The following is a 22,741-nucleotide window of genomic DNA, read 5'->3' as shown; positions in this document are numbered from 1 at the left end:
CCGGGTCGGCGGTCAACCGAACCAGGTCATCCCCTGGCCGTGTGGTCGGGTCCAGGCCAGTGGCCGGCCGTCCAGGGCGAGCACGTTGTGCAGGGTGTCGTCCGGTGGCGGCGGCAGCGCGCCGTGGCGCAGGATGTCCGGCCCCTCGTTCGCCACCCAGTGACCCGGCAGGCCGCGTACCAGGTCGACGAAGACCGACCGGCGCGGAGCCGGCACGTGGTAGAGCACTGCGGTGTGGAACACCACCAGCGTCGCCTCCGGCGGCGCCGACGCGGCCAGCGCCGGCAGGTCGTCGACCAGATCACCCCGGACCAGCAGCGGCGGATCGGCCGCCGCGACGCCCGCCGCAGCCGCCAGCCGGGCCCGCCGATGCTCCTGCTCGGGCCAGACCAACGCGTCCAGCCAGGCGACGTCGTCGGCGTCGGTGACGTCCAGCGGAGTCAGGTCCAGCCCGGCCCGCCACACCACCTCCGGCCGGGTACGCGGCGGCGTCAACCCTGCTGTCGCGCAGTCGAGCACCGGCTCGCCCTGCCCCACGATCGGGCCGCCGTCGTAGCGGTAGGCGTACCGGTCCGGGTAGAGACACAGGCCCGCCGACGCGCCGACTTCCAGAAGCGCCAGCGGCTGCGGCAACGCCGCCAGCACCGGCAGCAGTACGGCGCACCGTCCGGCCTCGTTGGTCTGGGTGAGCCGGCGACGCATCTGCGCCTCGACCGCTGGCCAGTACGCCATGGTGAAGTCGTGGAATGCGGCCGGGTCGTCGACCGGCCCGCCGAGCAGCCGGACCACCCCGAACAGCAGATTCGGCTGCCGGGTCGGCGGCGGCAGCGAGTCGAGCAGCGCCAAGAGATCGTCGTCGCGGGCAACCGCGTACGCCAGCTGTTCGTAGCTGGGCGACACCCCGGACGCCTGCCGGCGGGCGAAGTCGGCGTACACCTCAGCGGTGGTCATCGCTAGATGATCACCCTGCCCGGGCGGTGCCGTCATCAGCCCAACCGCGAACGGGGAGCCGGATCACATCCGGCTCCCCGTGGCACGTGTTCGATCAGCTGCAGCCGGAGGTGGAACCGCAGCCCTCACAGACGTAGCAGCTGCCGGCCGGGCGCATCTTCGTGCCGCAGGTGAAGCAGAGCGGCGCGTCGGCCGCCTTGCCGATCACCGCCTCCAGCAGCTCCGTCGACGAGTGCACCGACGAAGGTGCCGGCGTGCTCGCGGCGGCCGGCTCGGTCGCCGTACCGCTGCCGGAGTCGGCCGACGACGGTGCCTTCGCCTCCGGAAGCTTCGGCTCGACCGGCGCGGACACCGCCATATCCGACAGCTCCGACGCCGCGTTCTCCGCCTCCGCCTCGGCCCGCATCTGCGCGGTCCGCTCGGCGGCGGTGAAGATGCCCAGCTCGGCCCGGCGGTCGTACGGCAGGAAGTCCAACGCCAGACGACGGAAGATGTAGTCCATCACCGACGCGGCCATCCGCACGTCCGGGTCGTCGGTCATGCCGGCCGGTTCGAAGCGCATGTTGGTGAACTTCGCGACGAACGTCTCCAGCGGTACGCCGTACTGCAGGCCGATCGAGATCGCCACCGAGAAGGCGTCCATCACCCCGGCGAGCGTCGAGCCCTGCTTCGACATCTTGAGAAAGACCTCGCCGAGGCCGTCGTCCGGGTACGACGAGGCGGTCAGGTAGCCCTCGGCACCGCCGACCGAGAACGACACCGTCTCCGACGGGCGCTTCTTCGGCAGCCGCTTACGCACCGGGCGGTACTCGACGACCTTTTCGACGACCTTCTCGATCACTTTGGCCTGCTCGGCGGCGGCGGTCTCCTTGGCCTTGTCCGACTTGGCCGCCGACAGCGGCTGGCCCACCTTGCAGTTGTCCCGGTAGATCGCCAGCGCCTTGAGGCCCAGTTTCCAGCCCTCGAAGTAGATCCGCTCGACGTCGGCGACGGTCGCCGCCTCCGGCATGTTGACCGTCTTGGAGATCGCCCCGGAGATGAACGGCTGCACCGCCGCCATCATCCGCACGTGCCCCATCGGCGCGATCGACCGCTCCCCCATCGCGCAGTCGAACACCGGGTAGTGCTCAGTGCGCAGGCTCGGCGCGTCGACCACGTGCCCGTGGTCGGCGATGTGCTCGACGATCGCCTCGACCTGCTCCTCCGGGTAGCCGAGGCTGCGCAGCGCGCGCGGCACCGTCTGGTTGACGATCTGCATCGAGCCACCGCCGACCAGTTTCTTGAATTTGACCAGCGCCAGATCGGGCTCCACCCCGGTGGTGTCGCAGTCCATCATCAGACCGATGGTGTTGTGACTGACGAACCCGCCGGCGACGTAGGTGACGTTGGCCGGCACCGACAGGTCGTACGTCGGCTGCACGCCACCGTCCTCGTTCGCCGCCACTGTCTCGTAGAGGTAGCCGAGCGCGTGCCCGAGGCGGTCGTCCAGCACCTCGCCGTAGATCTCGCCGGCCAGCGTCCGCGACACGCCGCCGGTCTTCGCCAGCGACTGCACGACCGCACCGCGCATCGGGTGTCCGGCCGGCACCAGCAGATCCCACAGCTCACGCGGCAGGTGGATTCGGTCCCGGTTGCCGGTCTGCTGCGGCGCGGCGACGATCTGCTCCGCCTTGCGGGCGCCGATGAAGCCGATCGTCTCCTCGTACCGGATCGCGTGGTCGGTATTGCGCAGCCGCACCTGCCAGATGTCGCTGCCCATGCCGCTGCGGGTCCGCCGGGTGGTGGTCGCCATCCCGAGGGTCAGCAGCAGGGTACGGATCTCCGTGGCGAACGACTCGGCGGACGTCGACACGGACGGCACTCCCTCGATCACCGTCCCGTCGGCCTCGAACAGGCCGCGCAGGAACGCGATGTAGACGGTGACGTCGTTGGTCTCCAGGATCGCCGACGGCACCCGGGGCGACCAGCCCTTGCCGGTGTGTTCCGGGTGCGGCAGCGTCTTGGCGAACCCGGCTGCCTGCCACCAGCGGGCCAGCCGCACCGAGGAGAAGACGACCTCCTGGTAGCCGGTGCGCGCCGCGACCTCCGGTTCCAGCCCGAACAGGCCCTTGCCGAGCACCCGCAACCGTTCCACCACGTCGAGGTCGGTGTCGGCTACGGCGAACCGCAGCCCCTTGGCGTGCAGGCTGCCGTCACCCATGAAGTAGCCGACCAGTTCGGCCAGCTCGGCGTCGACCGCGTCCGGCACGTACAGTCGCCGGTCGCCGGCGTAGTATGCCTGGTCGAGCACCGGCAGCGGCACCCGACGTGGCTCGCCGACCAGGGTGCCGAGCTGCACCGGTACCAGGTCGCCGGGGGCAACCTCGGCCATCCGCTTCCAGACCCATTCGCCGGTCGCCGGTTCCACCACCTTGACCCGGTGGGCCAGGGTGCCCTGGATCTGGTAGCCGCCGTTGGTGACCACCCGGCGAGTGGGCTCCTCACCGTTGACGAAGAACTTCGTCGCCTGGCGGGCTCCCTCGTCGGTCGACACCATCATGTCGAGGTCCTGCCAGCGGTCGCCGTAGACATCGCCGATCTCACCGAGTCGCATCAGCCCGCGGTCGGTGGTCACCATTGTGTCCGCGGTGAGGCAACCAGTGGGCGCGAGTACACTTGCCTGAGAATTGCGCCAGCCGTTTTTTTCGCCGATCTTGTTGCCGATTTCCCATTGCCGGGCGGCTTCCCGGGCCAGGGCGGTGGCGGTCGGGCCGGTCGGGCGGATCTCATCGCTGGCAGCGGCGTGCTTGCGCATCACCCGCTTGTGGCCCTCGGCGTTGCGGGCGTAGCCGTCGTAGGCGCCGACCACGCCGGCCAGTTCCGCCGAACGGCGGTACGCCGTACCGGTCATCACCGAGGTGATGGCGGCGGCGTAGGACCGGCCGGCTTCCGAGTCGTACGGCAGGCCGGACGCCATCAGCAGCGCACCGAGGTTGGCGTAGCCGATGCCAAGCTGCCGGTACGCCCGGGTGGTCTCGCCGATCTTCTGCGTCGGGAAGTCGGCGAAGCAGATGGAGATGTCCATCGCGGTGATAATGAACTCGACGGAGTGGACGAACTTTTCCAGCTCGAAGCCGCCGTCGGCCCGCAGGAATTTCATCAGATTGAGCGACGCAAGATTGCACGACGAATTATCTAGATGGACATATTCACTGCATGGGTTAGATGCGGTGATACGTCCGGTTTCCGGGCAGGTGTGCCAGTCGTTGATCGTGTCGTCGTACTGCAGACCCGGGTCGGCGCATTCCCAGGCGGCCTGTGCGATGGTGCCGAACAGCTTCTTGGCGTCGACGGTGTCGATCACCGAGCCGTCGAGCCGGGCCCGCAGGTCGAAGTTGCCCCCGTCCTCGTACGCCCGCATGAACTCGTCGGAGACCCGGACCGAGTTGTTGGCGTTCTGGTACTGGACACTGACGATGTCGGCACCGCCGAGGTCCATGTCGAACCCGGCGTCGCGCAGCGCCCGGATCTTGTCCTCCTCGCGGGCCTTGGTCTGCACGAACTCCTCGATGTCGGGGTGGTCCACGTCGAGGATGACCATCTTGGCGGCCCGGCGGGTGGCGCCGCCGGACTTGATGGTGCCGGCCGAGGCGTCGGCGCCGCGCATGAAGCTGACCGGGCCGGAGGCGGTGCCACCGCTGGACAGCAGCTCCTTGGAGGAGCGGATCCGGGACAGGTTCACCCCGGACCCGGAGCCGCCCTTGAAGATCAGCCCTTCCTCTTTGTACCAATCGAGGATGGAATCCATCGAGTCGTCGACGGCGAGGATGAAGCAGTTGTGCACTCGCAGGTTGTCGGAGAGGTACTCCCCCGACTCGGTCTGGATGTCGTAGACCTCCATCGCCCCGAGCGGTTCGACCCGGTCGATGACGAGGCGTTTCGTCGCCTTGGCGGACCGGCCCACCTTGGCGAAGCTCTCCTCCAGCTTGCCGGACTTGCGGGCGTCGACGAACCCGATTTCTGCGGCGAAGGTGTCCCGGTCGCCGTGGTTCTGGATGCGCAACGACCAGGTGCCGTGCCGGTTCGGTCGCGGGTCGGCCGTGAACCCGACCCGGGCGAAGATCCCGAAGCGCAGCAGCAGCCGCTGCAGCCCGCGAATCAACCGCTCACCGATCATGTCCACGCCGACCAAGGTGGACGCCTCACGCTCCGAGACATAGCCCTCTGCCTGGAAGATGCTCTTCAGATAGGCGGCGACGACCGGCAGCGGCGCGGTGAACAGCGTTGCCGGCACCTCCATCTCGGTGCCCCGGGCAAGCAGGCCCCACTTGTCGATGAACGGGCGCAGATTCTCCCCGTACAACCGGGTCCGCCGGCAGTCGAGGGTGACGTCCTTAGTGACGACGCGGCGTTCATGGCGGTGCGCGCCAGGGAAGACCTGGTCGATCGCGGCGACGACCCAGCTGAGTTCGTCGTCGTTGACGGTCATCGCCTCGATTGTCAGCGACCGGTTGGTGCCCTGATCGTACTGGCCGACGAAGCCGTCTGACTGCAGCCAACCGGCCAGCGCGGCCTCGTGGACGTCGCCGGGGTGGAACTCCGCCTCGCCGTCGCTACCCCGCCGGTGCCATTCGAGAGTGTCGCCAGCGACCAAGGTGCCGGCTTCGACGAACCGACCGGTGCCCTCGCCGGTCGATTTCCAGACCAGGTGGTCCGCGGTTACGTCCAGGGTGTAGCCGGCTTTGGTGTGCAGGCGCAATACGTCCTTGATGCCGTTGGCCTGGACCGCGAGAATTCGGGTCAGCCCGTGTGCGTCGTAGACCTTGGCTCCGACGGCGTCCTCCTCGACCAGCTTGCCGATCGGGACGAGGCCGGCCGGCGTGCTCACGAGCGAGTGGTACGGCTGGCACGCTGATACCTGCTGTGGGGAGGCGGTGCCGACGTTGAACCAGACCGGCGAGTTGAAGCTGAACACCTGGTGCAGCAGCATCCAGGTCAGCTCGTGCTCGAAGATCTCGGCGTCGGCGCCGGTGGCGAAGTAGCCGTGCTGCTCCCCCGCCGCCCGGTAGGTCTTCACCACCCGGTCGATCAGCTGCTTGAGCGACCATTCCCGCTGCGGGGTCCCCACCGCCCCACGGAAGTACTTGGTGGTGACGATGTTGGCCGCGTTGACGCTCCACGACTCCGGGAACTCCACGCCGCGCTGCTCGAAGTTGACCGTGCCGTCGCGCCAGTTGGTCATCACCACGTCGCGGCGCTGCCAGGTCACCTCGTCGTACGGGTGCACACCCTCGCTGGTCCACACCCGCTCGACGGTCAGGCCGCCCGCGCCGGCCTTGGCCCGTACCCGCGCGTTGGAGCCCGCGGCCGATCCGGCCTTGCCGTTGGCCTTGGCCGTGCCGCCGCTACCGCTACCGCCTGTCTTCGCGGTCACACCTTCCCCCGCCATCTGATCGCCCCCTCAGGCTCTCGCGCAGCGTCGTGCCACGCGGTCGTTTCCGTCTTTGCCGTTCAGCTTTTTTCTCGGCCGTACCCGCCCCGCCGGGACCGGCGGTCGGCCGTACGCCTTGCTGTTCCAGGTTTGCTGCGGGGCCGGTCAGCCGGGCCCGGGCCCGGCCGCCACCGGGGTCGTCGCGGCCTCCCGCGCCCCGGCGGCGGCCCGCAGCGTCTCGATCTCGCGTTCGAAGTCGTCCAGCGAGTCAAAGGACCGGTAGACGCTGGCGAACCGCAGGTACGCCACCTCGTCCAACTCGCGCAGCGGCCCGAGGATCGCCAGCCCGACATCGTGACTGGGGATCTCGGCCGCGCCCTTGGCCCGTACGGTCTCCTCGACCTTCTGGGCCAGCAGGGCGATGGCGTCGTCGTCCACCGGTCGGCCCTGGCAGGCCTTGCGCACCCCGCCCATGATCTTGGATCGGCTGAACGGCTCGGTGACGCCGCTGCGTTTGACCACGGCGAGCACCGCCTCCTCGACGGTGGTGAACCGCTTGCCGCATTCCGGGCAGGACCGGCGGCGGCGGATGAGCTGGCCGTCGTCGGCTTCCCGCGAGTCGACCACGCGCGAGTCGGCGTGCCGGCAGTACGGGCAGCGCATGCCGATGTCCCTTCCGTCGAGCCGCGGGGTCGAAATGGGCGCGCAGTGGTCACCGCAGGGTCACGCGGGTACGCGGGGCCGGCCTGCTGGAGACGTTGCTCTCAGTCAGGAGACCCAACCTGTGGACAACTTACGCCCTTGTAACTACTAGATGTTGGGGTCGACGGTAGGCCGCAACCGGGGTCCGGTCAAGTTGACCGGCGCACTTCGGCGCGTCGTCACTCTGCCAACACCGATCCCTGTCCGAGGGTTACCGCCCATGCCGCCCCCAGATTCAGTCGAACGTGCGTACGATAAACTACTGCCAGGACGACACGCACCGACATCTCGTACAGATGTTTGAACCTGACCGGATCTCTGGTTACCGTCTTGGTCGACACCGATGGTGCCGATCAGGACGCGATCTGACGGCCGGGGAGAGGACGGATGTGTCGAGCGACGACAGAGCGGGCCCACCCCAGCAGGGTGGAGGCAACGGCGGCGCGACGACGGTCAACGTCGGCGCGTCGGTACGTGGACGGCGGGGCAGCCGTTCCGGCGAATCCCGGTTGCGCGCCGTGACACCGGTGGTGAGCGCCTTCCCCGAGCCGGTCAACAACGGCGAGCTGACCGCCCGGCAGCGCCGGATCCTGGAGTTCATCCGCTCCTGGGTGGACCGGCATGGCTACCCGCCGAGCGTGCGGGAGATCGGCGAGGCGGTCGGCCTGGTCTCCCCGTCCAGCGTCGCCTACCAGCTCAAGGAACTGGAGCGCAAGGGCTTCCTCCGCCGGGATCCGAACCGCCCCCGGGCGGTCGACGTGCGTCCGCCGCACGACGCCGCCGACGACGAGGCCGAGCGGGCGCTGCGGCCAGCTCCGGCGTACGTGCCGATGCTGGGTCGGATCGCCGCCGGTGGGCCGATCCTGGCTGAGCAGGCGGTGGAGGACGTCTTCCCGCTGCCCCGCGAGCTGGTCGGCGAGGGTGAGGTGTTCATGCTGCAGGTCAAGGGCGATTCGATGATCGACGCGGCGATCTGCGACGGCGACTGGGTGGTGGTACGTCAGCAGCCGACCGCCGACTCCGGGGAGATCGTCGCCGCGATGATCGACGGCGAGGCCACGGTGAAGACCTACCGGCGGCGCGACGGGCACGTCTGGTTGATGCCGCACAACGCCGCGTTTGACCCGATCCCCGGTGACGAGGCCACCATCATGGGCCGGGTGGTGGCGGTACTGCGCCGGGTGTGACCCGGTACGGGTGCCCGGCCTCGGCGGGCGGGGTGTCAGTCGCAGCGGGTCAGCTGCAGGGTCTCAGCCGCGCCATTCGTCCGGGTGCTCGGAGGCGGACCGGCCGTAGACGCCGGGTTCCCGCTCGACGTGCCCGGCCGGTGGCCGCGGCCCGCCGGCTCGTGGCTGGTCGTAGCGGTCGGCCGGGTAGCCGTCGCCCGGATAGTCGCCGCCGAGGTCCCAGGATCCGCCGGAGTCGCGTGCGTCCCCGGGGTTGCGCGACCGACCGGAGTGCCCGGCGCCGCCGTAGACGCCGCCGCCGCTGGGCCGGGCCGGAGGAGCCGGCTTCGCCGCCCCGTACACCGCTCCGGAGTCGACGCCGCCGGCCGGACGGTAGCCGCCGGTGTCCGGCCGTGGCGCGGCAGCGCCGTACACGCCGGCCCGGCCACCGGTGGCGGGCTTGGCTGCGCCGTAGGTCCCGCCGCCGGCGGGCGGTCGTGCCGCTGCCCCGCCGTAGACGCCACCACCGCCTGGACCGGTCGGGGCGGCCGGGGCAGCCGACCCGGCGGCGGGTTTCGCCGCGCCGTAGACACCGCCGGCCTTACGGCCGGCCGGGGCCGGTCCGCCACCGGGCAACGCGCCGCTGCCCAGCGCCCCGCTGGCGTAGGCACCGCTGCCCAGCGAATCGCTCGCGTAGGCCGCAGCGCGGTCGCGGTCCCCCGGCTCGCGGTCGGACCGGTCCGGGTCGCGGTCGGCCCGGCCCCCGCCGCGTCCACCGATCGCCGCCGACCGTGCCGTCCGCCGGGCCCGGACGATACCGAAGATGCCGAGCCCGACCAGCAGCGCGCCGAGCACACCGACCGCCGCGATCAGCAGGTTGATCTCCTGCAGGCTGATCCGGTTGAGCCAGGACGGTCCGTCCCGGTCGCCCCCGCCGCCGGTGTCGTCGGCCTCGGCCGCGACCTCGGTGCTCGGGGTGTAACGCAGGATCTCCACCGGGGTTTCCTCGTCGAGGGTGGCGACGTCGGAGACGGTGAGGAAGGCGGCGCCGTCCGGGGAGTAGGCGATCGACTCGCCGAACGGGTCGGTGAGCGGGGTGGCCCGGGGGCGTTCGGTGGTGAGCGTCTTGACGATGTCGCCGTCGGCCGGCAGGTCCCACTCGAAGGCGTCGGCGTAGGTGCGCAGGGCGATCCGGCTGCCGTCCGGGGACCGGGCCGCGCCGGTGACGGTGAGCCGGCCGGCGGCGGCGAACAGGTTCGGGGTGCTGGTGGTGGGCAGTTCGAGTTCACCGACCCGCTCCATCGGCACCGGGTCGTCGTTGTCGCTGCGAAGTTGTTCGACCGGGCGGTACAGGCCGGACGGGCCGGTCTCCTTGGTGATGATCAGCGGGGTGCCGTCGTTGGCGATCAGCAACGCCTCGGCGTCGTGCGGGCCGTCCGGGTAGCTCACCCGGTGGATGACCGGTTGGGCGGAGCCGTCAGCCGGCAGGGACCACAGCGCGATTCGTTCGCGACGCTCGTCGGCGGTCGGATTGTCCCCCACGTCGGCGATCCAGAGCGTCTGCCCGTCCGGGGAAATCGCCAGGTCCTCGGGGTCCAGCGGCGGCGTCGGGTACTGGACAGCGTTGGCGACCTCGCAGGACGAGTCGAGGAAGAACACCCGCTCGTTACTGTCGATCTCGGTGCTGTCGTTGACCACGACGTAGCCGTCAGCGGTGGCGACGAGACCGGAGACCTCCCGCAGCCGCTCGTCGGTGATCTCGCAGACCGGCTCGCCCGGTGTCACCTGCTGGGCAGCTGGCGGGGAGGGGTCCTGGGCGGGCAGGGCCATGGCCGGGCCGGCCGGAGCCAGGAGGTGAATCGTGAATAGTCCGACGGCGATCGCGGCCGGGGTCAGGAGCCGACGCATCCGACGAGTGTCGCACGCCGGCCTGAGTCCGACTGTTACACCGTGATCAATCACGTGAAGTCTTCGGCGGATCACTGAGTCTGCGGAAAGAATGTCACTCGCCCGGAGTCAGGAACGGTTGGAGTTCGGCGGCGAGTGCCTCGTCGACACGCGCCTGCAGCAGGGTACCGGCGGCGGTGTGCCGGGTGCCGAGGACCTCACCCCGGTGGTGCACCCGGGACACCAGGTCACCCCGGTGGTACGGCAGCATCACGCTGACCTGGATGGCCGGTCGTGGCAGGCGTTGCTCGATCGCGGCGCGCAGGTCGTCGATGCCCCGGGCCTGCCGGGCGGAGACGAAGACAGCGTCGGGCCAGAGCCGCTTGAGCCGCAGCAGGTCCTCCTCGCTGGCCGCGTCGATCTTGTTGACGACCAGCAACTCGGGGCGACGGTCGGCACCTACCTCGGCGAGCACCTCGCGGACCGCGCGAACCTGTTCCTCCGGATCAGGATGGGCACCGTCGACCACATGCACCACCAGGTCGGCCTCGGCGACCTCCTCCAGAGTAGAGCGGAACGCTTCGACGATCTGGTGCGGCAGGTGCCGGACGAAACCGACGGTGTCCGACAGGGTGTAGACCCGGCCGTCGGCGGCATGCGCCCGGCGGGTGGTCGGGTCGAGGGTGGCGAACAACGCGTCCTCGACCAGCACCCCGGCACCGGTGATCCGGTTCAGCAGGCTGGACTTGCCGGCGTTGGTGTAGCCGGCGATCGCCACCGCCGGCACCGCGTTGCGGGTACGGCGGGCGCGTTTCGTCTCGCGTACCGTCCGCATGCCTTTGATCTCCCGCCGCAGGCGGGCGATCCGGGTACGGATCCGGCGCCGGTCGGTTTCCAGTTTGGTCTCACCGGGTCCGCGCAGGCCGACGCCGCCCCCGGCGCCGCCACCACGGCCGCTGCCGCCGGTCTGCCGGGACAGCGTTTCGCCCCAGCCGCGCAGCCGGGGCAGCAGGTACTCCAGCTGGGCCAACTCGACCTGGGCCTTGCCCTCTTTGCTCTTGGCGTGCTGGGCGAAGATGTCAAGGATCAGCGCGGTCCGGTCGATGACCTTGACCTTGACCTTCTGCTCCAGGTTGCGCAGCTGCGACGGGGAGAGCTCGCCGTCACAGATCACCGTGTCCGCGCCGGAAGCGAGCACCACGTCGCCGAGCTCGCCGACCTTGCCCCGGCCGACGTAGGTGGCCGGGTCGGGCCGGTCGCGGCGTTGGATCAGGCCCTCCAGCACCTGGGACCCGGCGGTCTCGGCGAGCGCAGCGAGCTCGGTGAGCGAGTTCTCCGCGTCAATCACCGTCCCGCTCTCCCACACTCCCACCAGCACCACGCGCTCCAGCCGCAGCTGGCGGTACTCGACCTCGGTGATGTCGGCGAGTTCGGTGGAGAGCCCGGCGACGCGGCGCAGCGCGTGCCGGTCGGCCAGCTCCAGGTCGCCGACGGTGGTGTCGTCGTCCGTCGGCTCGATCGGACCGTCCGGCCCGGTTTGACCATGGGTCCCGGTTTGACCATGGGGTCCGGTTGGGCCGTCCGGGTCGGCGGCGGTCGACAGGTGGAACGGCGGGTGAACCGTCTCCTCGGTACGATAGGTACGCAAAAGCTGCCTCCTCAGGATTCGATCGTGACACGCCGACGGCCGCGCCGCACCTACATATCAGGACGCGGGCTGCCCGCACGGCCGGTACCCGGTCGGGTCGCCGCCGCGCGCCGGTCCGTTCGCAGCCGACGCCGAGTCGGGTGGCCGCGCCGCGACCTGCGGCTGAACGGCTACGGCACGCCGTACGCGGGGCGGATCGGGCACGGTGCGGATCACGCGCAAGAATGGTGCAGCGGCCCGGTCCGGCCGCCCCCACCAACGACGGAGGGATCCCGTGGCGACCACCCGCCTGCCCAGTGCCGGCTTCTCCATCACCATCCGGATCAGTATTCCCGCCGACGCGTCCGCGATCGGCCGGTTGACCACCTGTGTCGGCGATGCTGGTGCCATCGTCACCGCGCTCGACGTGGTCGACTCCGACCCGGTCAGCGTGGTGGTCGACCTGACGTGCGACACGGCCGACGCGGCGCACGCCGACGACGTGGTCAAGGAGCTCGAGGCGCTCGACGGCGTCGAGGTCCGCAAGGTGTCGGACCGGACGTTCCTGCTGCATCTGGGCGGCAAGATCGAGGTGGCCCCGAAGGTGTCGCTACGGAACCGGGACGAACTGTCCCGGGCGTACACGCCGGGGGTGGCGCGGGTGTGCCTGGCGATCGCCGACAATCCGGCCGACGCGCGCCGGCTGACCATAAAGCGCAACACCGTGGCGGTGGTGACCGACGGTTCGGCAGTGCTCGGGCTGGGCAATCTCGGTCCGGCGGCCGCGCTGCCGGTGATGGAGGGCAAGGCGGCGCTGTTCAAGCGGTTCGGCGACGTCGACGCCTGGCCGGTGGTGCTGGACACCCAGGATCCGGACGACATCGTGTCGATCGTACGGGCGATCGCGCCCGGCTACGGCGGGATCAACCTGGAGGACATCGCCGCGCCGCGCTGCTTCGAGATCGAGTCGAAGCTGCGGGAGCTGCTCGACATCCCGGTCTTCCACGACGACCAGCACGGCACGGCGATCTGCGTGCTGGCCGCGCTGACCAACGCGCTGCGGGTGGTCGGCAAGCAGCTCAGCGACGTACGGGTGGTGGTCTCCGGGGCAGGCGCGGCCGGCACCGCCATCATCAAGCTGCTGCTGCGCCAGGGCGTCGGCGACGTCATCGCCTACGACCGACCAGGGGCGCTGCACCGAGGGCTGAGCGGGTTGAACCCCACCTGGCGATGGCTGGCCGAGCACACCAACTCGACCGGGTACGCCGGGAATCTGCCCGGCGCGCTGCGCGGCGCGGACGTGTTCATCGGGGTGAGCGCGCCGAACCTGCTGACCGGCGACGACATCGCCGCCATGGCGCCGGATTCGATCGTGTTCGCGTTGGCGAACCCGGACCCCGAGGTGGATCCGCGCGAGGCCCGCCGGCACGCGGCGGTGGTCGCGACGGGGCGTTCCGACCAGCCGAACCAGATCAACAACGTACTGGCGTTTCCGGGCGTGTTCCGGGGCATGCTCGACGCCCACGCGGAGTCGTTCACCGACGACATGGCGTTGGCGGCGGCGCGGGCCATCGCCGATGTGGTGGGCGAGGATCGGATCAACCCGACGGTGATCGTGCCGAGCGTGTTCGATCCCCGGGTGGCACCGGCGGTGGCCGCTGCGGTCCGAGCCGCTGCGCAGGCCTCGGACGTGGCCGCGCAGCCGACCGTCGTCGCGCAGCCGGCCGTGGCCACCGCCCCGGCCGGTGTGCCCGCCATCCAGCAACGGTCAGCGGCAGCCGACACCTGACCCCGGGCGGCTGGCGGTACCCGGACCGGGTTTCGGCGCGGTCCCCGGACCGGGTCGGCACCAGCCGCGCCGCTCAGCGCCGCAGAGCGCGCAACGCGGCGTGCGCCGACCGGACCAGGTCGGGGTCGGCGCCGTCGAGCCAGCACACCCGGGCGTCGCGGCGGAACCAGGAACGTTGCCGGCGGACGAACCGGCGGGTCGCCCGTACTGTTTCCGCTCGGGCCTGTTCGTCGTCGTACTCGCCGTCGAGCATCCGCAGCACCTGCTGGTAGCCGAGCGCCCGACTGGCGGTACGGCCGTCCCGCAGGCCCTGCCCGAGCAGCGCGCGGACCTCGTCCACCAGGCCCTGCTCCCACATCCGGTCCACCCGGCGGGCGATCCGCTCGTCGAGTGGACCGGTGGGCAGATCGATTCCCAGTTGTACGGCGTCGTAGTACGGCACCGGTTCCGGCAACGCGGCGGTGAACGGCCGCCCGGTCAGCTCGATCACCTCCAGCGCCCGGACGATCCGCCGCCCGTTGCCGGGCAGGATCGCGGCGGCGGCCGCCGGGTCGACGGCGGACAGCCGGGCGTGCAGCGGACCCGGGCCGGTCTCGGCGAGTTCGGCTTCGAGCCGGTCGCGCAGCGCCGGGTCGGTGCCGGGAAAGTCGAATTTCTCCAGCACCGCCCGCACATACAGGCCGGAGCCGCCGACCAGCAGCGGCAGTCGCCCCCGGCGCAGGATGTCGTCGATGGCGGCGCGGGCCAGCCGCTGGTACTCCGCGACGCTGGCTGGCGCGGTGACCGGCCAGATGTCGAGCAGGTGGTGCGGTACGCCGGCCCGTTCGTCGACGGTGAGCTTGGCGGTGCCGATGTCCAGCCCTTGGTACAGCTGCATCGAGTCGGCGTTGACCACCTCGGCGCCGAGTTGCTGGGCGAGCGTGATGCTCAGCGCGGACTTGCCGGCCGCGGTCGGGCCGATCACCGCCACCACGCGGTCCGGGCGGATCGGGCGGATCGGCGCGGGTCGGCGCGGCCCGGTGCCGCGGCCGTTGGTCAGTTCCGGTGCCACGAGGCGACAAAGTACGCGACGCCGTACGGTGCGGCGTAGTAGGTGAGCCGGCCGGTCCAGTCGGTCACGTCGCCGGCCGCCGCACCGGCGGCATCAGCGTCAGCGGCCGCCGCACCGGCACCAGCAGTCGCCGCACTGGCGGCCACCTGCCAGGCGGCCCGGCCGGCGACCCGCAGCGCGCCGGCCAGACCCGGGTCCAGGCGGGCGAGTCTCCGGTGGTCGGCGGTAGCGAGGGCGGCGGCGACCTCGTCGTCGAAGGGTTCCGCCCGGTCGTCCTGGTAGCCGGGTGAGGAGAGACCCCGGCAGGCGGAGCCGTCCCCCATCACCAGGGCCGCCCACGGTCGGGCGGCGGTCCGGAGTCCCGCCGCTGCGGACCCGGCGAGCACCCGCCCGCGCCGTAGGCACTGGTCGGGTGGCGTACCGGCGGGGACCGCGACCATCTCGACCGCCGTACGAGCGGGGTCGACGTCGGCGCGGGCGAGCAACCACGCCGCGACGGTCAGGCTCAGCGGCAGGCGGCGGCCGGCACCGGTCGACGTGGTGCCGGGGGCCGGTGTGGCGTCCGGTGCGGCACCGGGCAGCGCCGCGCCCAAGGGTACGTCGACCGCCACCCCCCAGGGCCGGAAGCTGGCGGACAACGGTGGCCGCCAGACCCGCTCCGTCGGATCGGGATCGGTGGACGGATCGTCGGTGCCGATGACCACGATTCGTTCGGCGGGGCAGTCGACCAGTGACCGGACGGCGTCGGTGGCGGCGCGCCGCAGTTCGTCGAGCTCGGCGGCGGCCCCGCCGGCCAGTTCGGGAACGATCACCGGCGGGTGTGGGCAGAAGGCGACGCGCAGCGGGGGCACGGCTTCCACGGTAACCCGTAGCCCTGTTGCGCCACGCAGTCAACCAATCACCTTCAGTGTAGAAATCTGGCCCCTTTGGCACCGACTCGTGGGCCAACCACCGACAAGGACACCGTATGGTCACGGTCGGCGACAGGCGCTCGACGCCGGCAGGGTTGGACCTGTGACAATGCGCGGGGGAAACTTACCCGCAACCTAACTGCGCCGTGGCGGCGTCCATCGGGACATCTCGATCCTGCGACGCCGGGAGAACGAGGATGGGCACATGAGCGACTGGACTTCCTTCGGACGGGTTGATGCGGACGGCACGGTCTACGTCAAGACTGCCGAAGGAGAGCGCGCGGTCGGGTCCTGGCAGGCTGGAGCGCCGGAGGAAGGCCTGGCACACTTCGCCCGCCGGTTCGCCGACCTGGTCACCGAGGTCGATCTGACGGAGGCCCGGTTGCAGTCCGGTGCCGCCGACGCGACGCATTCGCTCAATACGATCCGACGACTGCGCGGGTCACTGGCCGAGGCCCATGTGGTCGGCGATCTCGATTCGCTGGCCGACCGGCTGGACAAGCTGGCGGCCCTCGCCGAGGAGAAAGCGGCGCAGGCCAGAGCGGCCCGCGACGCTGCCCGCGCCGCCGCACTGGCCCGCAAGACCGAGCTGGTGGTCGAGGCCGAGCAGCTCGCGGCCGAGTCCACCGGGTGGAAGAGCACCGGCGACCGGTTCCGGGAGATTCTCGACGAGTGGAAGACGATCCGCGGCGTCGACAAGAAGACCGACGGGGAGCTGTGGAAGCGGTTCGCCGCCGCCCGGGACGGCTTCACCCGCCGACGGGGCGCGCACTTCGCCACCCTCGACGCGCAGCGCAAGCAGGCTCAGTCGGCCAAGAACGAGCTGGTCGCCGAGGCCGAGGCGCTGGCCGAGTCGACCGACTGGGCCAGCACCGCGAGCCGGCTCAAGGAGCTGATGGCCGAGTGGAAGGCTGCCCCACGCGCCTCGAAGGAGGCGGAGCAGAAGCTGTGGGAACGGTTCCGTTCGGCGCAGGACACCTTCTTCACCCGCCGCAGCGAGGTCTTTTCGGCCCGCGACGCCGAGCAGCGCGCCAATCTGGAGCGCAAGCAGGCGCTGCTGACCGAGCTGGAGGCCGTCGACATCGACGCGGATCCGCGTACCGCGCAGGCGAAGCTGCGTGAGGTGCAGGGCCAGTGGCATGACATCGGCCGGGTGCCACGCGAGTCGGCGACGGGGCTGGACCGTCGACTGCGAGCGGTCGAGGACCGGGTACGGGAAACGATGGACTCGGCGTGGCGGCGCACCGAGCCGTCGGCCAATCCCCTGTTGACTCAGATGCGCGAGCAGGTCGCCGAGGCCGAGCAGCGGCTGGAGCGGGCGCGGGCGGCCGGTGACGCCAAACGGATCCGCGAGGCGGAGAAGGCGCTCGCCGGCAAGCGGCAGTTCCTGGCACTCGCGGAGCAGGCCAAGTAGCGCCAACCGGGTAGCCGACCGAAGAGCACTGACAAGACACCGGCGGCATCCGACCGCGAACTCGACGGCGGATGCCCCTAAGTCCCGCCGGCCGCCAGCAACTGTCAGCGGCCGGCGGCCCGATGCCGCCTGCGAGCTCTGGCGGGTCCGGCAACCCGGTCGCTCTCGTGGCTGAGAGGCGCCCTACGACCTGCTCATGACACACCTTTTGACATCGCCATCCTTCTATGTTTTGCTAAGGAAAGCGCTTCCCCGCCCGTCCAGCGGGATCCGTCCTGTCATACCTGCGGCGTGGTGCACCGCCAGCACTCCGCACCTGCGAGCCAACCGGGCTGGCTCTCCCACCGGCGACGCACCCCGCCATGCCGTAAGGAGATCTCAATGCACGCAGCACGGCGCCGCACGGCGCTGGCCACCACTGCGGTCGCTGCCGTCGCCCTGACCGGTGCCACGGTCGTCAGCGCAAGCACCGCCCACGCCGCTACCGGCTGCCGAGTCGACTACTCGGTCGCCTCCCAGTGGCCGGGCGGTTTCACCGGCAACGTCGTCCTCACCAACCTCGGCGACGCGATGTCGTCCTGGTCCCTGCAGTGGACCTTTGGCGCCGGCCAAGAGGTCGTTCAGGCGTGGAACGCCGACATCTCGCAGAGCGGGAGCTCCGTCACCGCTCGCAATGTGAGCTACAACGGCAACCTCGGTTCGAACGCGAGCGTCTCGTTCGGCTTCAACGGGTCGTGGAACAACTCGTCCAACCCGGCACCGAGCAGTTTCAGCCTGAACGGCGTGGCCTGCACCGGTGGCACCAACCCGACCACACCGCCACCGAACCCGACCACACCACCACCCAACCCGACCACACCGCCACCCGGCCAGACGCCGACCGGCCTGGTCGGCTGGGCCACCCAGAACGGCGGCACCACCGGTGGCGGCAACGCCTCCCCGACCACCGTCAGCAACTCCTCGGCGCTGTCCTCGGCGATCAGCGGATCCGGCTCCGCCGTCATCCGGGTGTCCGGGACCATCTCCTGCTCAGGCATGCTGAACGTCGGTAGCAACAAGACGATCGTCGGCATCGGCTCCTCGGCCACGATCTCCGGCTGCGGATTCAACATCAGCAACCAGCGAAACGTGATCATCCGCAACATCAACTTCCGCAACTGGAATGACGACGCCATCAACGTCCAGACCGAGTCCACCAACGTCTGGGTCGACCACAACAGCTTCACCAACGGGTACGACGGAGCCGTGGACATCAAGCGCGGTTCCGACTACATCACGGTGTCGTGGAACCGCGTCTTCAACCACAGCAAGTCGATGCTGCTCGGCCACTCGGACAACAACGCCAGCCAGGACCGCGGTCACCTACGGGTCACCTACCACCACAACTGGTTCGACGGCTCCGGTTCCCGGCATCCGCGGGTCCGGTTCGGCAACCCGGTGCATGTGTTCAACAACTACTACTACGACAACGACTACGGTGTCGCCTCCACCATGGACGCCGGCGTTCTCGTCGAGGGCAACTACTTCGAGAACGTCGACGACCCGACGCACGTCGGCTACGCCGCGTCGGACCCGGGCACCCTCGTCGCCCGCAACAACCACTTCGTGAACTCCGGCACTCCGGAAACCGCCGGCGGGGTCGCGAGCATCCCGTACTCCTACTCGTTGACCACCGCCAGCCAGGTGAAGTCCGTCGTCACGAACGGCGCCGGCACCGGCAAGATCGGCCTCTGACCCGATGACGTCCGTCTCCCGGCCGCGCGGTGCGGCCGGGAGACGGCGCGGTGCCGGATCAGCAGCTGACGGCACCCGGGTCAGACGCGGCTGACAGGGTTCAGCGGTCGCAGGCCGAGGTGGCCAGTGTCGCCGGGGGTGGTGCACCCACCGTCGGCAGCCCCAGCAGCACCCCGCCGGTACGCGGTGTCCGCCCTGCCTCGTACGCGTCGCCGGCCCGGGTCCGACGGTGGGCGACCGGCTCGCCGTCGGCGTTGAGGTGGTGCGGAGCCGCGTAGCTGACCACCACCTCGACGAGGTCACCGGGACGGATGCGCCCGGCGAGCGGGCCGGCGTCGAAGTGCACCAGCCGGCCGTCCCGGGCCCGGCCGGACAGCCGCCCGGTCCGCCCGTCCTTGCGGCCCTCGCCGACCGCGACCAGCACCTCGACCGTCCGGCCGAGCAGCCGACGGTTCTCCGCCCAGGTGATCTCCTCCAGACAGGCGATCAGCCGGTCGTAGCGCTCCTGCACCACCGGCTTCGGCAACTGGCCGGGCATCTCGGCGGCCGGGGTGCCGGGGCGTTTCGAGTACTGGAAGGTGAACGCCGAGGAGAACCGGGCGGCCCGTACCACGTCGAGGGTGCGTTCGAAGTCGGCGTCGGTCTCACCGGGGAAACCGACGATGATGTCGGTGGTGATCGCCGCGTCCGGCATCGCCGCCCGCACCTTGTCGATGATGCCGAGGTAGCGGTCGGCGCGGTAGGAGCGGCGCATCGCCCGCAGCACGGCGTCCGAACCGGACTGCAGCGGCATGTGCAGCGAGTGGCAGACGTTGTCGGTCTCGGCCATCGCGGCGATCACGTCGTCGGTGAAGTCCTTCGGGTGCGGGCTGGTGAACCGGACCCGTTCCAGCCCGTCGATCCCGCCGCAGGCGCGTAGCAGTTTGCCGAACGCGAACCGGTCACCGAACTCGACACCGTAGGAGTTGACGTTCTGGCCGAGCAGGGTCACCTCCAGCACACCCTCGTCGACCAGTGCCCGTACCTCGGCGAGGACGTCGCCGGGCCGACGGTCCTTCTCCCGGCCGCGCAGCGACGGCACGATGCAGAAGGTGCAGGTGTTGTTGCAGCCGACGGAGATCGACACCCAGCCGGCGTAGGTCGACTCCCGCCGGGTCGGCAGAGTGGAGGGGAAGACCTCCAGCGACTCGAGGATCTCCACCTCGGCGGCGGAGTTGTGCCGGGCCCGGTCCAGCAGGGTCGGCAGCGCACCGATGTTGTGCGTGCCGAAGACGACGTCGACCCAGGGGGCCCGGCGGACGATCTCGCCCCGGTCCTTCTGCGCCAGGCAGCCGCCGACCGCGATCTGCATCTGCGGCCGCTTCTCCTTGACCGGTCGCAGGTGACCGAGGTTGCCGTACAGCCGGTTGTCGGCGTTCTCCCGCACCGCGCAGGTGTTGAAGACGACGACGTCCGGATCGTCGGACTCCCCCGCCCGGACGTAGCCTGCCGATTCCAGCAGGCCGGAGATCCGTTCGGAGTCGTGCACGTTCATCTGGCAGCCGTAGGTGCGCACCTGGTAGGTACGTGGGTGGCGGGCGTGTGCTGCGCTGGTAGTCATGACATCAGACAGCGTAGCCGGCCGCCCGCCGCCGGGATCACGCGGCGAGTGTCGGAGCCACCGAGTCGGGCCCCCACCGCGAGCCGCCGCAGAACAACCCGGCCCGGCAGCCGGGGTCGGTCAGGCTGCACAGCCGCAGGTTGGTACGGCGGTCACCGACGCTGGTCGGTTCGATGTCCAGGTGCACCGGACGGACCGTGCCATCCGGGGACACCAGCAGGTGGCGGGTCGCGTCCAGCGTGTCGTCGGCGAGTACGCAGCGACGTCCGGTCCGGCGGGCGAAGGCGGCGAGGACCCGGTGCTCGGGCGGGTCGACCGGTGCGGCGTAGCAGTCGACGTTCACCGGGAAGTCCCCGGCCCCGTCCCAGACGTCGCAGAGCACCACGCCGTCGGGGAACCGCTCCGCCGAAGCCCCACCCAGCGACACCACCGGGCGACCGATGATGGCCGCGAGGGTGGCTCGGATCTGACCTGGGGCGAGCGGTCCGTCGACGGACCAGTTCCACAGCGTGGTGCAGAACGGTGCAATCGCCATACGATCATGTTGCCCGGACAGCAGCCGGCACGTGGGCTGTGTTACCGCTCCGTGACCATTTGAGTTGCCTTCCGACACATCACGCCGCCTAAAGTGGCGGGACCACGTGAGGTGACCTCGACCGATCGTGACGACGAGGACGGTGCATGGACAGGGACGGTGCATGACGGTGACAACCAGTGAGCCGCTGATCGTGCTGAGCGGAGTCAACAAGTGGTTCGGTCCACTGCACGTGCTCCAGGATGTCGACCTCTCGGTCGACCGTGGTGAAGTGGTGGTGGTGATCGGGCCGTCCGGCTCCGGCAAGTCCACTCTGTGCCGCGCGATCAACCGTCTGGAGCCGATCAGCTCCGGGACCATCCTGTTCGACGGCCGACCACTGCCGGCGGAGGGCCGGGCCCTGGCCCGGCTGCGCAGCGAGGTCGGCATGGTGTTCCAGTCGTTCAACCTGTTCGCGCACCGGACGATCCTGGACAACGTCACGCTCGGCCCGATGAAGGTACGCCGGGAGAAGGCGTCGGTGGTCCGCGAGCGGGCACTGCAACTGCTCGACCGGGTCGGCATCGCCAACCAGGCGGACAAGTTCCCGGCCCAGCTCTCCGGCGGTCAGCAGCAGCGGGCGGCGATCGCCCGGGCGTTGGCGATGCAGCCCAAGGCGATGCTGTTCGACGAGCCGACCAGCGCGCTCGACCCGGAAATGGTCGGCGAGGTGCTGGACGTGATGACCTCGCTGGCAGCCGAGGGGATGACGATGGTCGTCGTCACCCATGAGATGGGCTTCGCCCGGCACGCCGCGAACCGGGTCATCTTCATGGCCGACGGGCAGCTGGTCGAGGACGCCCCGCCCACCGAGTTCTTCACCAACCCGCGCAGCGACCGGGCGAAGGACTTCCTGTCCAAGATCCTCACCCACTGACATCCCGCTCGAGGACGAGTTTCATCCAACGTGGAGTCGGCCGCGACCCGGCGGGCTTCCCATCGTGAAGGAGAGAACTGAGCAATGCGTATGTCACGTATGGCGGCGGTAGCCGCAACGGCCGCGTTGGCGGTGTCCATGGCGGCCTGCGGCGACAGCGGCGGGGACGACTCCGGCAGTGAGAACCCCGACGTGGCGACGCCGAGCTTCGAGGCCGGTACCACGATGGCCGAGCTGAGCGAGGCCGGCACCATGACCGTCGGCACCAAGTTCGACCAGCCCGGCTTCGGCTTGCTGGGCCTCGACGGCGAGCCGGCCGGCTTCGACGTCGAGATCGCCAAGCTGATCGCGGCCGAGCTGGGCATCGCCGCCGACGACATCGAGTACGTCGAGGCGCCGTCCGCGGTCCGCGAGGAGCTGCTGGAGCAGGACCGGGTCGACATCGTGGTGGCCACCTACACGATCAACGACGCCCGCAAGGAGCGGATCGACTTCGCCGGCCCGTACTACGTCGCCGGCCAGCACATCATGGTCCGCGCCGACGACGAGTCGATCACCGGGCCGGAGTCGTTCGAGGCCGGGGACAAGAAGGTCTGCTCGGTGCAGGGTTCGACGCCGGCGGAGAACATCCAGGAGTACCTGGCGGACGCCGGCGAGCAGCTGGTGCTGTTCGACGTCTACGAGAAGTGTGTGGACGCGCTGCGCGGCGGTCAGGTCGACGCGGTCACCACGGACAACGTGATCCTGCTCGGCTTCATCGCCGAGAACGAGGGCGACTTCAAGCTGGCTGGTGAGCAGTTCACCGAGGAGCCGTACGGCATCGGGGTGAAGAAGGGCGACGACGCGTTCCGCGACTTCATCAACGACACCCTGGAGAAGATCTACGACGACGGCTCGTACGCCGCGGCGTGGGAGTCCACCGCAGGTACCTTCGACGACAACACCCCGACCGGTCCCGCGGTCGACCGCTACTGACCGTCGAAGGTCGCCCCTGATCGATCCCGGCCGGCCCGGCGCAGTCAGCTCCGGGCCGGCCGGTCGCCCAGGT

General features: G+C 70.3%; 13 protein-coding genes and 6 pseudogenes. 6 read left to right on the top strand and 13 right to left on the bottom strand.

Features of this window, described 5'->3' with window-relative positions:
- Positions 1-12: 12 nt before the first annotated feature.
- The 7 genes and pseudogenes from O7621_RS15760 to nrdR all read right to left on the bottom strand — a co-directional run bounded on the left by O7621_RS15760 (position 13) and on the right by nrdR (position 7,024).
- Entirely contained in the window at positions 13-951 is a 939-nt protein-coding gene (locus O7621_RS15760) for a DUF2332 domain-containing protein (protein WP_282229971.1), read from the bottom strand.
- Positions 952-1,045: 94 nt separating this feature from the next.
- Positions 1,046-2,299, bottom strand: a pseudogene (locus tag O7621_RS29205) (vitamin B12-dependent ribonucleotide reductase); the annotation flags it as partial.
- A gap of 351 nt (positions 2,300-2,650) precedes the next feature.
- A pseudogene (locus tag O7621_RS29200) lies at positions 2,651-3,151 on the bottom strand (LAGLIDADG family homing endonuclease); the annotation flags it as partial.
- A gap of 435 nt (positions 3,152-3,586) precedes the next feature.
- Positions 3,587-4,765, bottom strand: a pseudogene (locus tag O7621_RS29195) (adenosylcobalamin-dependent ribonucleoside-diphosphate reductase); the annotation flags it as partial.
- A 189-nt stretch (positions 4,766-4,954) separates the two neighbouring features.
- Positions 4,955-5,230, bottom strand: a pseudogene (locus tag O7621_RS29190) (LAGLIDADG family homing endonuclease); the annotation flags it as partial.
- 606 nt (positions 5,231-5,836) lie between these two features.
- A pseudogene (locus tag O7621_RS29185) lies at positions 5,837-6,250 on the bottom strand (vitamin B12-dependent ribonucleotide reductase); the annotation flags it as partial.
- 276 nt (positions 6,251-6,526) lie between these two features.
- Positions 6,527-7,024 (bottom strand): transcriptional regulator NrdR, encoded by a 498-nt coding sequence (gene nrdR / locus O7621_RS15750; protein ID WP_282229970.1) that lies wholly within the window; start codon positions 7,022-7,024, stop codon positions 6,527-6,529.
- A 548-nt stretch (positions 7,025-7,572) separates the two neighbouring features.
- Between nrdR and lexA the strand changes: the two genes are divergently transcribed.
- On the top strand, positions 7,573-8,250 hold the full coding sequence (lexA, locus tag O7621_RS15745) for a transcriptional repressor LexA (protein ID WP_282234609.1): 678 nt from the start codon (positions 7,573-7,575) through the stop codon (positions 8,248-8,250).
- A gap of 63 nt (positions 8,251-8,313) precedes the next feature.
- Here lexA and O7621_RS15740 read toward each other — a convergent pair whose 3' ends face one another.
- Together O7621_RS15740 and hflX are read right to left on the bottom strand one after the other, a co-directional pair.
- Complete coding sequence (locus tag O7621_RS15740; RefSeq protein ID WP_282229969.1) at positions 8,314-10,137, bottom strand: hypothetical protein; 1,824 nt, start codon at positions 10,135-10,137, stop codon at positions 8,314-8,316.
- Positions 10,138-10,231: 94 nt separating this feature from the next.
- Complete coding sequence (gene hflX, locus O7621_RS15735) at positions 10,232-11,635, bottom strand: GTPase HflX (protein WP_282234608.1); 1,404 nt, start codon at positions 11,633-11,635, stop codon at positions 10,232-10,234.
- 403 nt (positions 11,636-12,038) lie between these two features.
- Here hflX and O7621_RS15730 point away from each other — a divergent pair.
- Positions 12,039-13,424 (top strand): annotated as a pseudogene (locus O7621_RS15730) (NAD-dependent malic enzyme); the annotation flags it as partial.
- Between the two features lie 181 nt (positions 13,425-13,605).
- Here O7621_RS15730 and miaA read toward each other — a convergent pair.
- Positions 13,606-14,520, bottom strand: a complete 915-nt coding sequence (miaA, locus tag O7621_RS15725; protein ID WP_282234607.1) for a tRNA (adenosine(37)-N6)-dimethylallyltransferase MiaA — start codon at positions 14,518-14,520, stop codon at positions 13,606-13,608.
- A 47-nt stretch (positions 14,521-14,567) separates the two neighbouring features.
- Positions 14,568-15,434 (bottom strand): class III extradiol dioxygenase subunit B-like domain-containing protein, encoded by an 867-nt coding sequence (locus O7621_RS15720; protein ID WP_282229968.1) that lies wholly within the window; start codon positions 15,432-15,434, stop codon positions 14,568-14,570.
- A gap of 265 nt (positions 15,435-15,699) precedes the next feature.
- Here O7621_RS15720 and O7621_RS15715 point away from each other — a divergent pair, with 265 nt between their 5' ends.
- Together O7621_RS15715 and O7621_RS15710 are read left to right on the top strand one after the other, a co-directional pair.
- The gene (locus O7621_RS15715) at positions 15,700-16,908 is read left to right on the top strand and encodes a DUF349 domain-containing protein (RefSeq protein WP_282229967.1); all 1,209 of its coding nucleotides are present in this window, start codon (positions 15,700-15,702) and stop codon (positions 16,906-16,908) included.
- 381 nt (positions 16,909-17,289) lie between these two features.
- The gene (locus O7621_RS15710; RefSeq protein WP_282229966.1) at positions 17,290-18,642 is read left to right on the top strand and encodes a cellulose binding domain-containing protein; all 1,353 of its coding nucleotides are present in this window, start codon (positions 17,290-17,292) and stop codon (positions 18,640-18,642) included.
- A gap of 100 nt (positions 18,643-18,742) precedes the next feature.
- Here O7621_RS15710 and miaB read toward each other — a convergent pair whose 3' ends face one another.
- Together miaB and O7621_RS15700 are read right to left on the bottom strand one after the other, a co-directional pair.
- Positions 18,743-20,242, bottom strand: coding sequence for a tRNA (N6-isopentenyl adenosine(37)-C2)-methylthiotransferase MiaB (gene miaB / locus O7621_RS15705; protein ID WP_281554027.1), 1,500 nt, complete (start codon positions 20,240-20,242; stop codon positions 18,743-18,745).
- Positions 20,243-20,279: 37 nt separating this feature from the next.
- Positions 20,280-20,777, bottom strand: a complete 498-nt coding sequence (locus O7621_RS15700; protein WP_281554026.1) for a hypothetical protein — start codon at positions 20,775-20,777, stop codon at positions 20,280-20,282.
- 163 nt (positions 20,778-20,940) lie between these two features.
- Between O7621_RS15700 and O7621_RS15695 the strand changes: the two genes are divergently transcribed.
- Both O7621_RS15695 and O7621_RS15690 read left to right on the top strand, forming a co-directional pair.
- Positions 20,941-21,693 (top strand): amino acid ABC transporter ATP-binding protein, encoded by a 753-nt coding sequence (locus O7621_RS15695; RefSeq protein WP_281554025.1) that lies wholly within the window; start codon positions 20,941-20,943, stop codon positions 21,691-21,693.
- An 84-nt stretch (positions 21,694-21,777) separates the two neighbouring features.
- Entirely contained in the window at positions 21,778-22,668 is an 891-nt protein-coding gene (locus O7621_RS15690; RefSeq protein WP_282229965.1) for a glutamate ABC transporter substrate-binding protein, read from the top strand.
- Positions 22,669-22,741: the final 73 nt, after the last annotated feature.

Origin of the sequence: Solwaraspora sp. WMMD937, from assembly GCF_029581175.1 — a bacterium.
GTDB lineage: Bacteria > Actinomycetota > Actinomycetes > Mycobacteriales > Micromonosporaceae > Micromonospora_E.
The sequence above is the reverse complement of the archived record's forward strand: the minus strand, read 5'-3'. Positions and strand labels throughout refer to the sequence as shown.

Bases quoted from the DNA above. Each gene is read 5' to 3' on its own strand.
- O7621_RS15760 (WP_282229971.1), bottom strand. From the start codon at position 951: ATGACCACCGCTGAGGTGTACGCCGACTTCGCCCGCCGGCAGGCGTCC.
- nrdR (WP_282229970.1), bottom strand. From the start codon at position 7,024: ATGCGCTGCCCGTACTGCCGGCACGCCGACTCGCGCGTGGTCGACTCG.
- O7621_RS15740 (WP_282229969.1), bottom strand. From the start codon at position 10,137: ATGCGTCGGCTCCTGACCCCGGCCGCGATCGCCGTCGGACTATTCACG.
- O7621_RS15715 (WP_282229967.1), top strand. From the start codon at position 15,700: ATGAGCGACTGGACTTCCTTCGGACGGGTTGATGCGGACGGCACGGTC.
- O7621_RS15710 (WP_282229966.1), top strand. From the start codon at position 17,290: ATGCACGCAGCACGGCGCCGCACGGCGCTGGCCACCACTGCGGTCGCT.
- miaB (WP_281554027.1), bottom strand. From the start codon at position 20,242: ATGACTACCAGCGCAGCACACGCCCGCCACCCACGTACCTACCAGGTG.
- O7621_RS15700 (WP_281554026.1), bottom strand. From the start codon at position 20,777: ATGGCGATTGCACCGTTCTGCACCACGCTGTGGAACTGGTCCGTCGAC.
- O7621_RS15695 (WP_281554025.1), top strand. From the start codon at position 20,941: ATGACGGTGACAACCAGTGAGCCGCTGATCGTGCTGAGCGGAGTCAAC.
- O7621_RS15690 (WP_282229965.1), top strand. From the start codon at position 21,778: ATGCGTATGTCACGTATGGCGGCGGTAGCCGCAACGGCCGCGTTGGCG.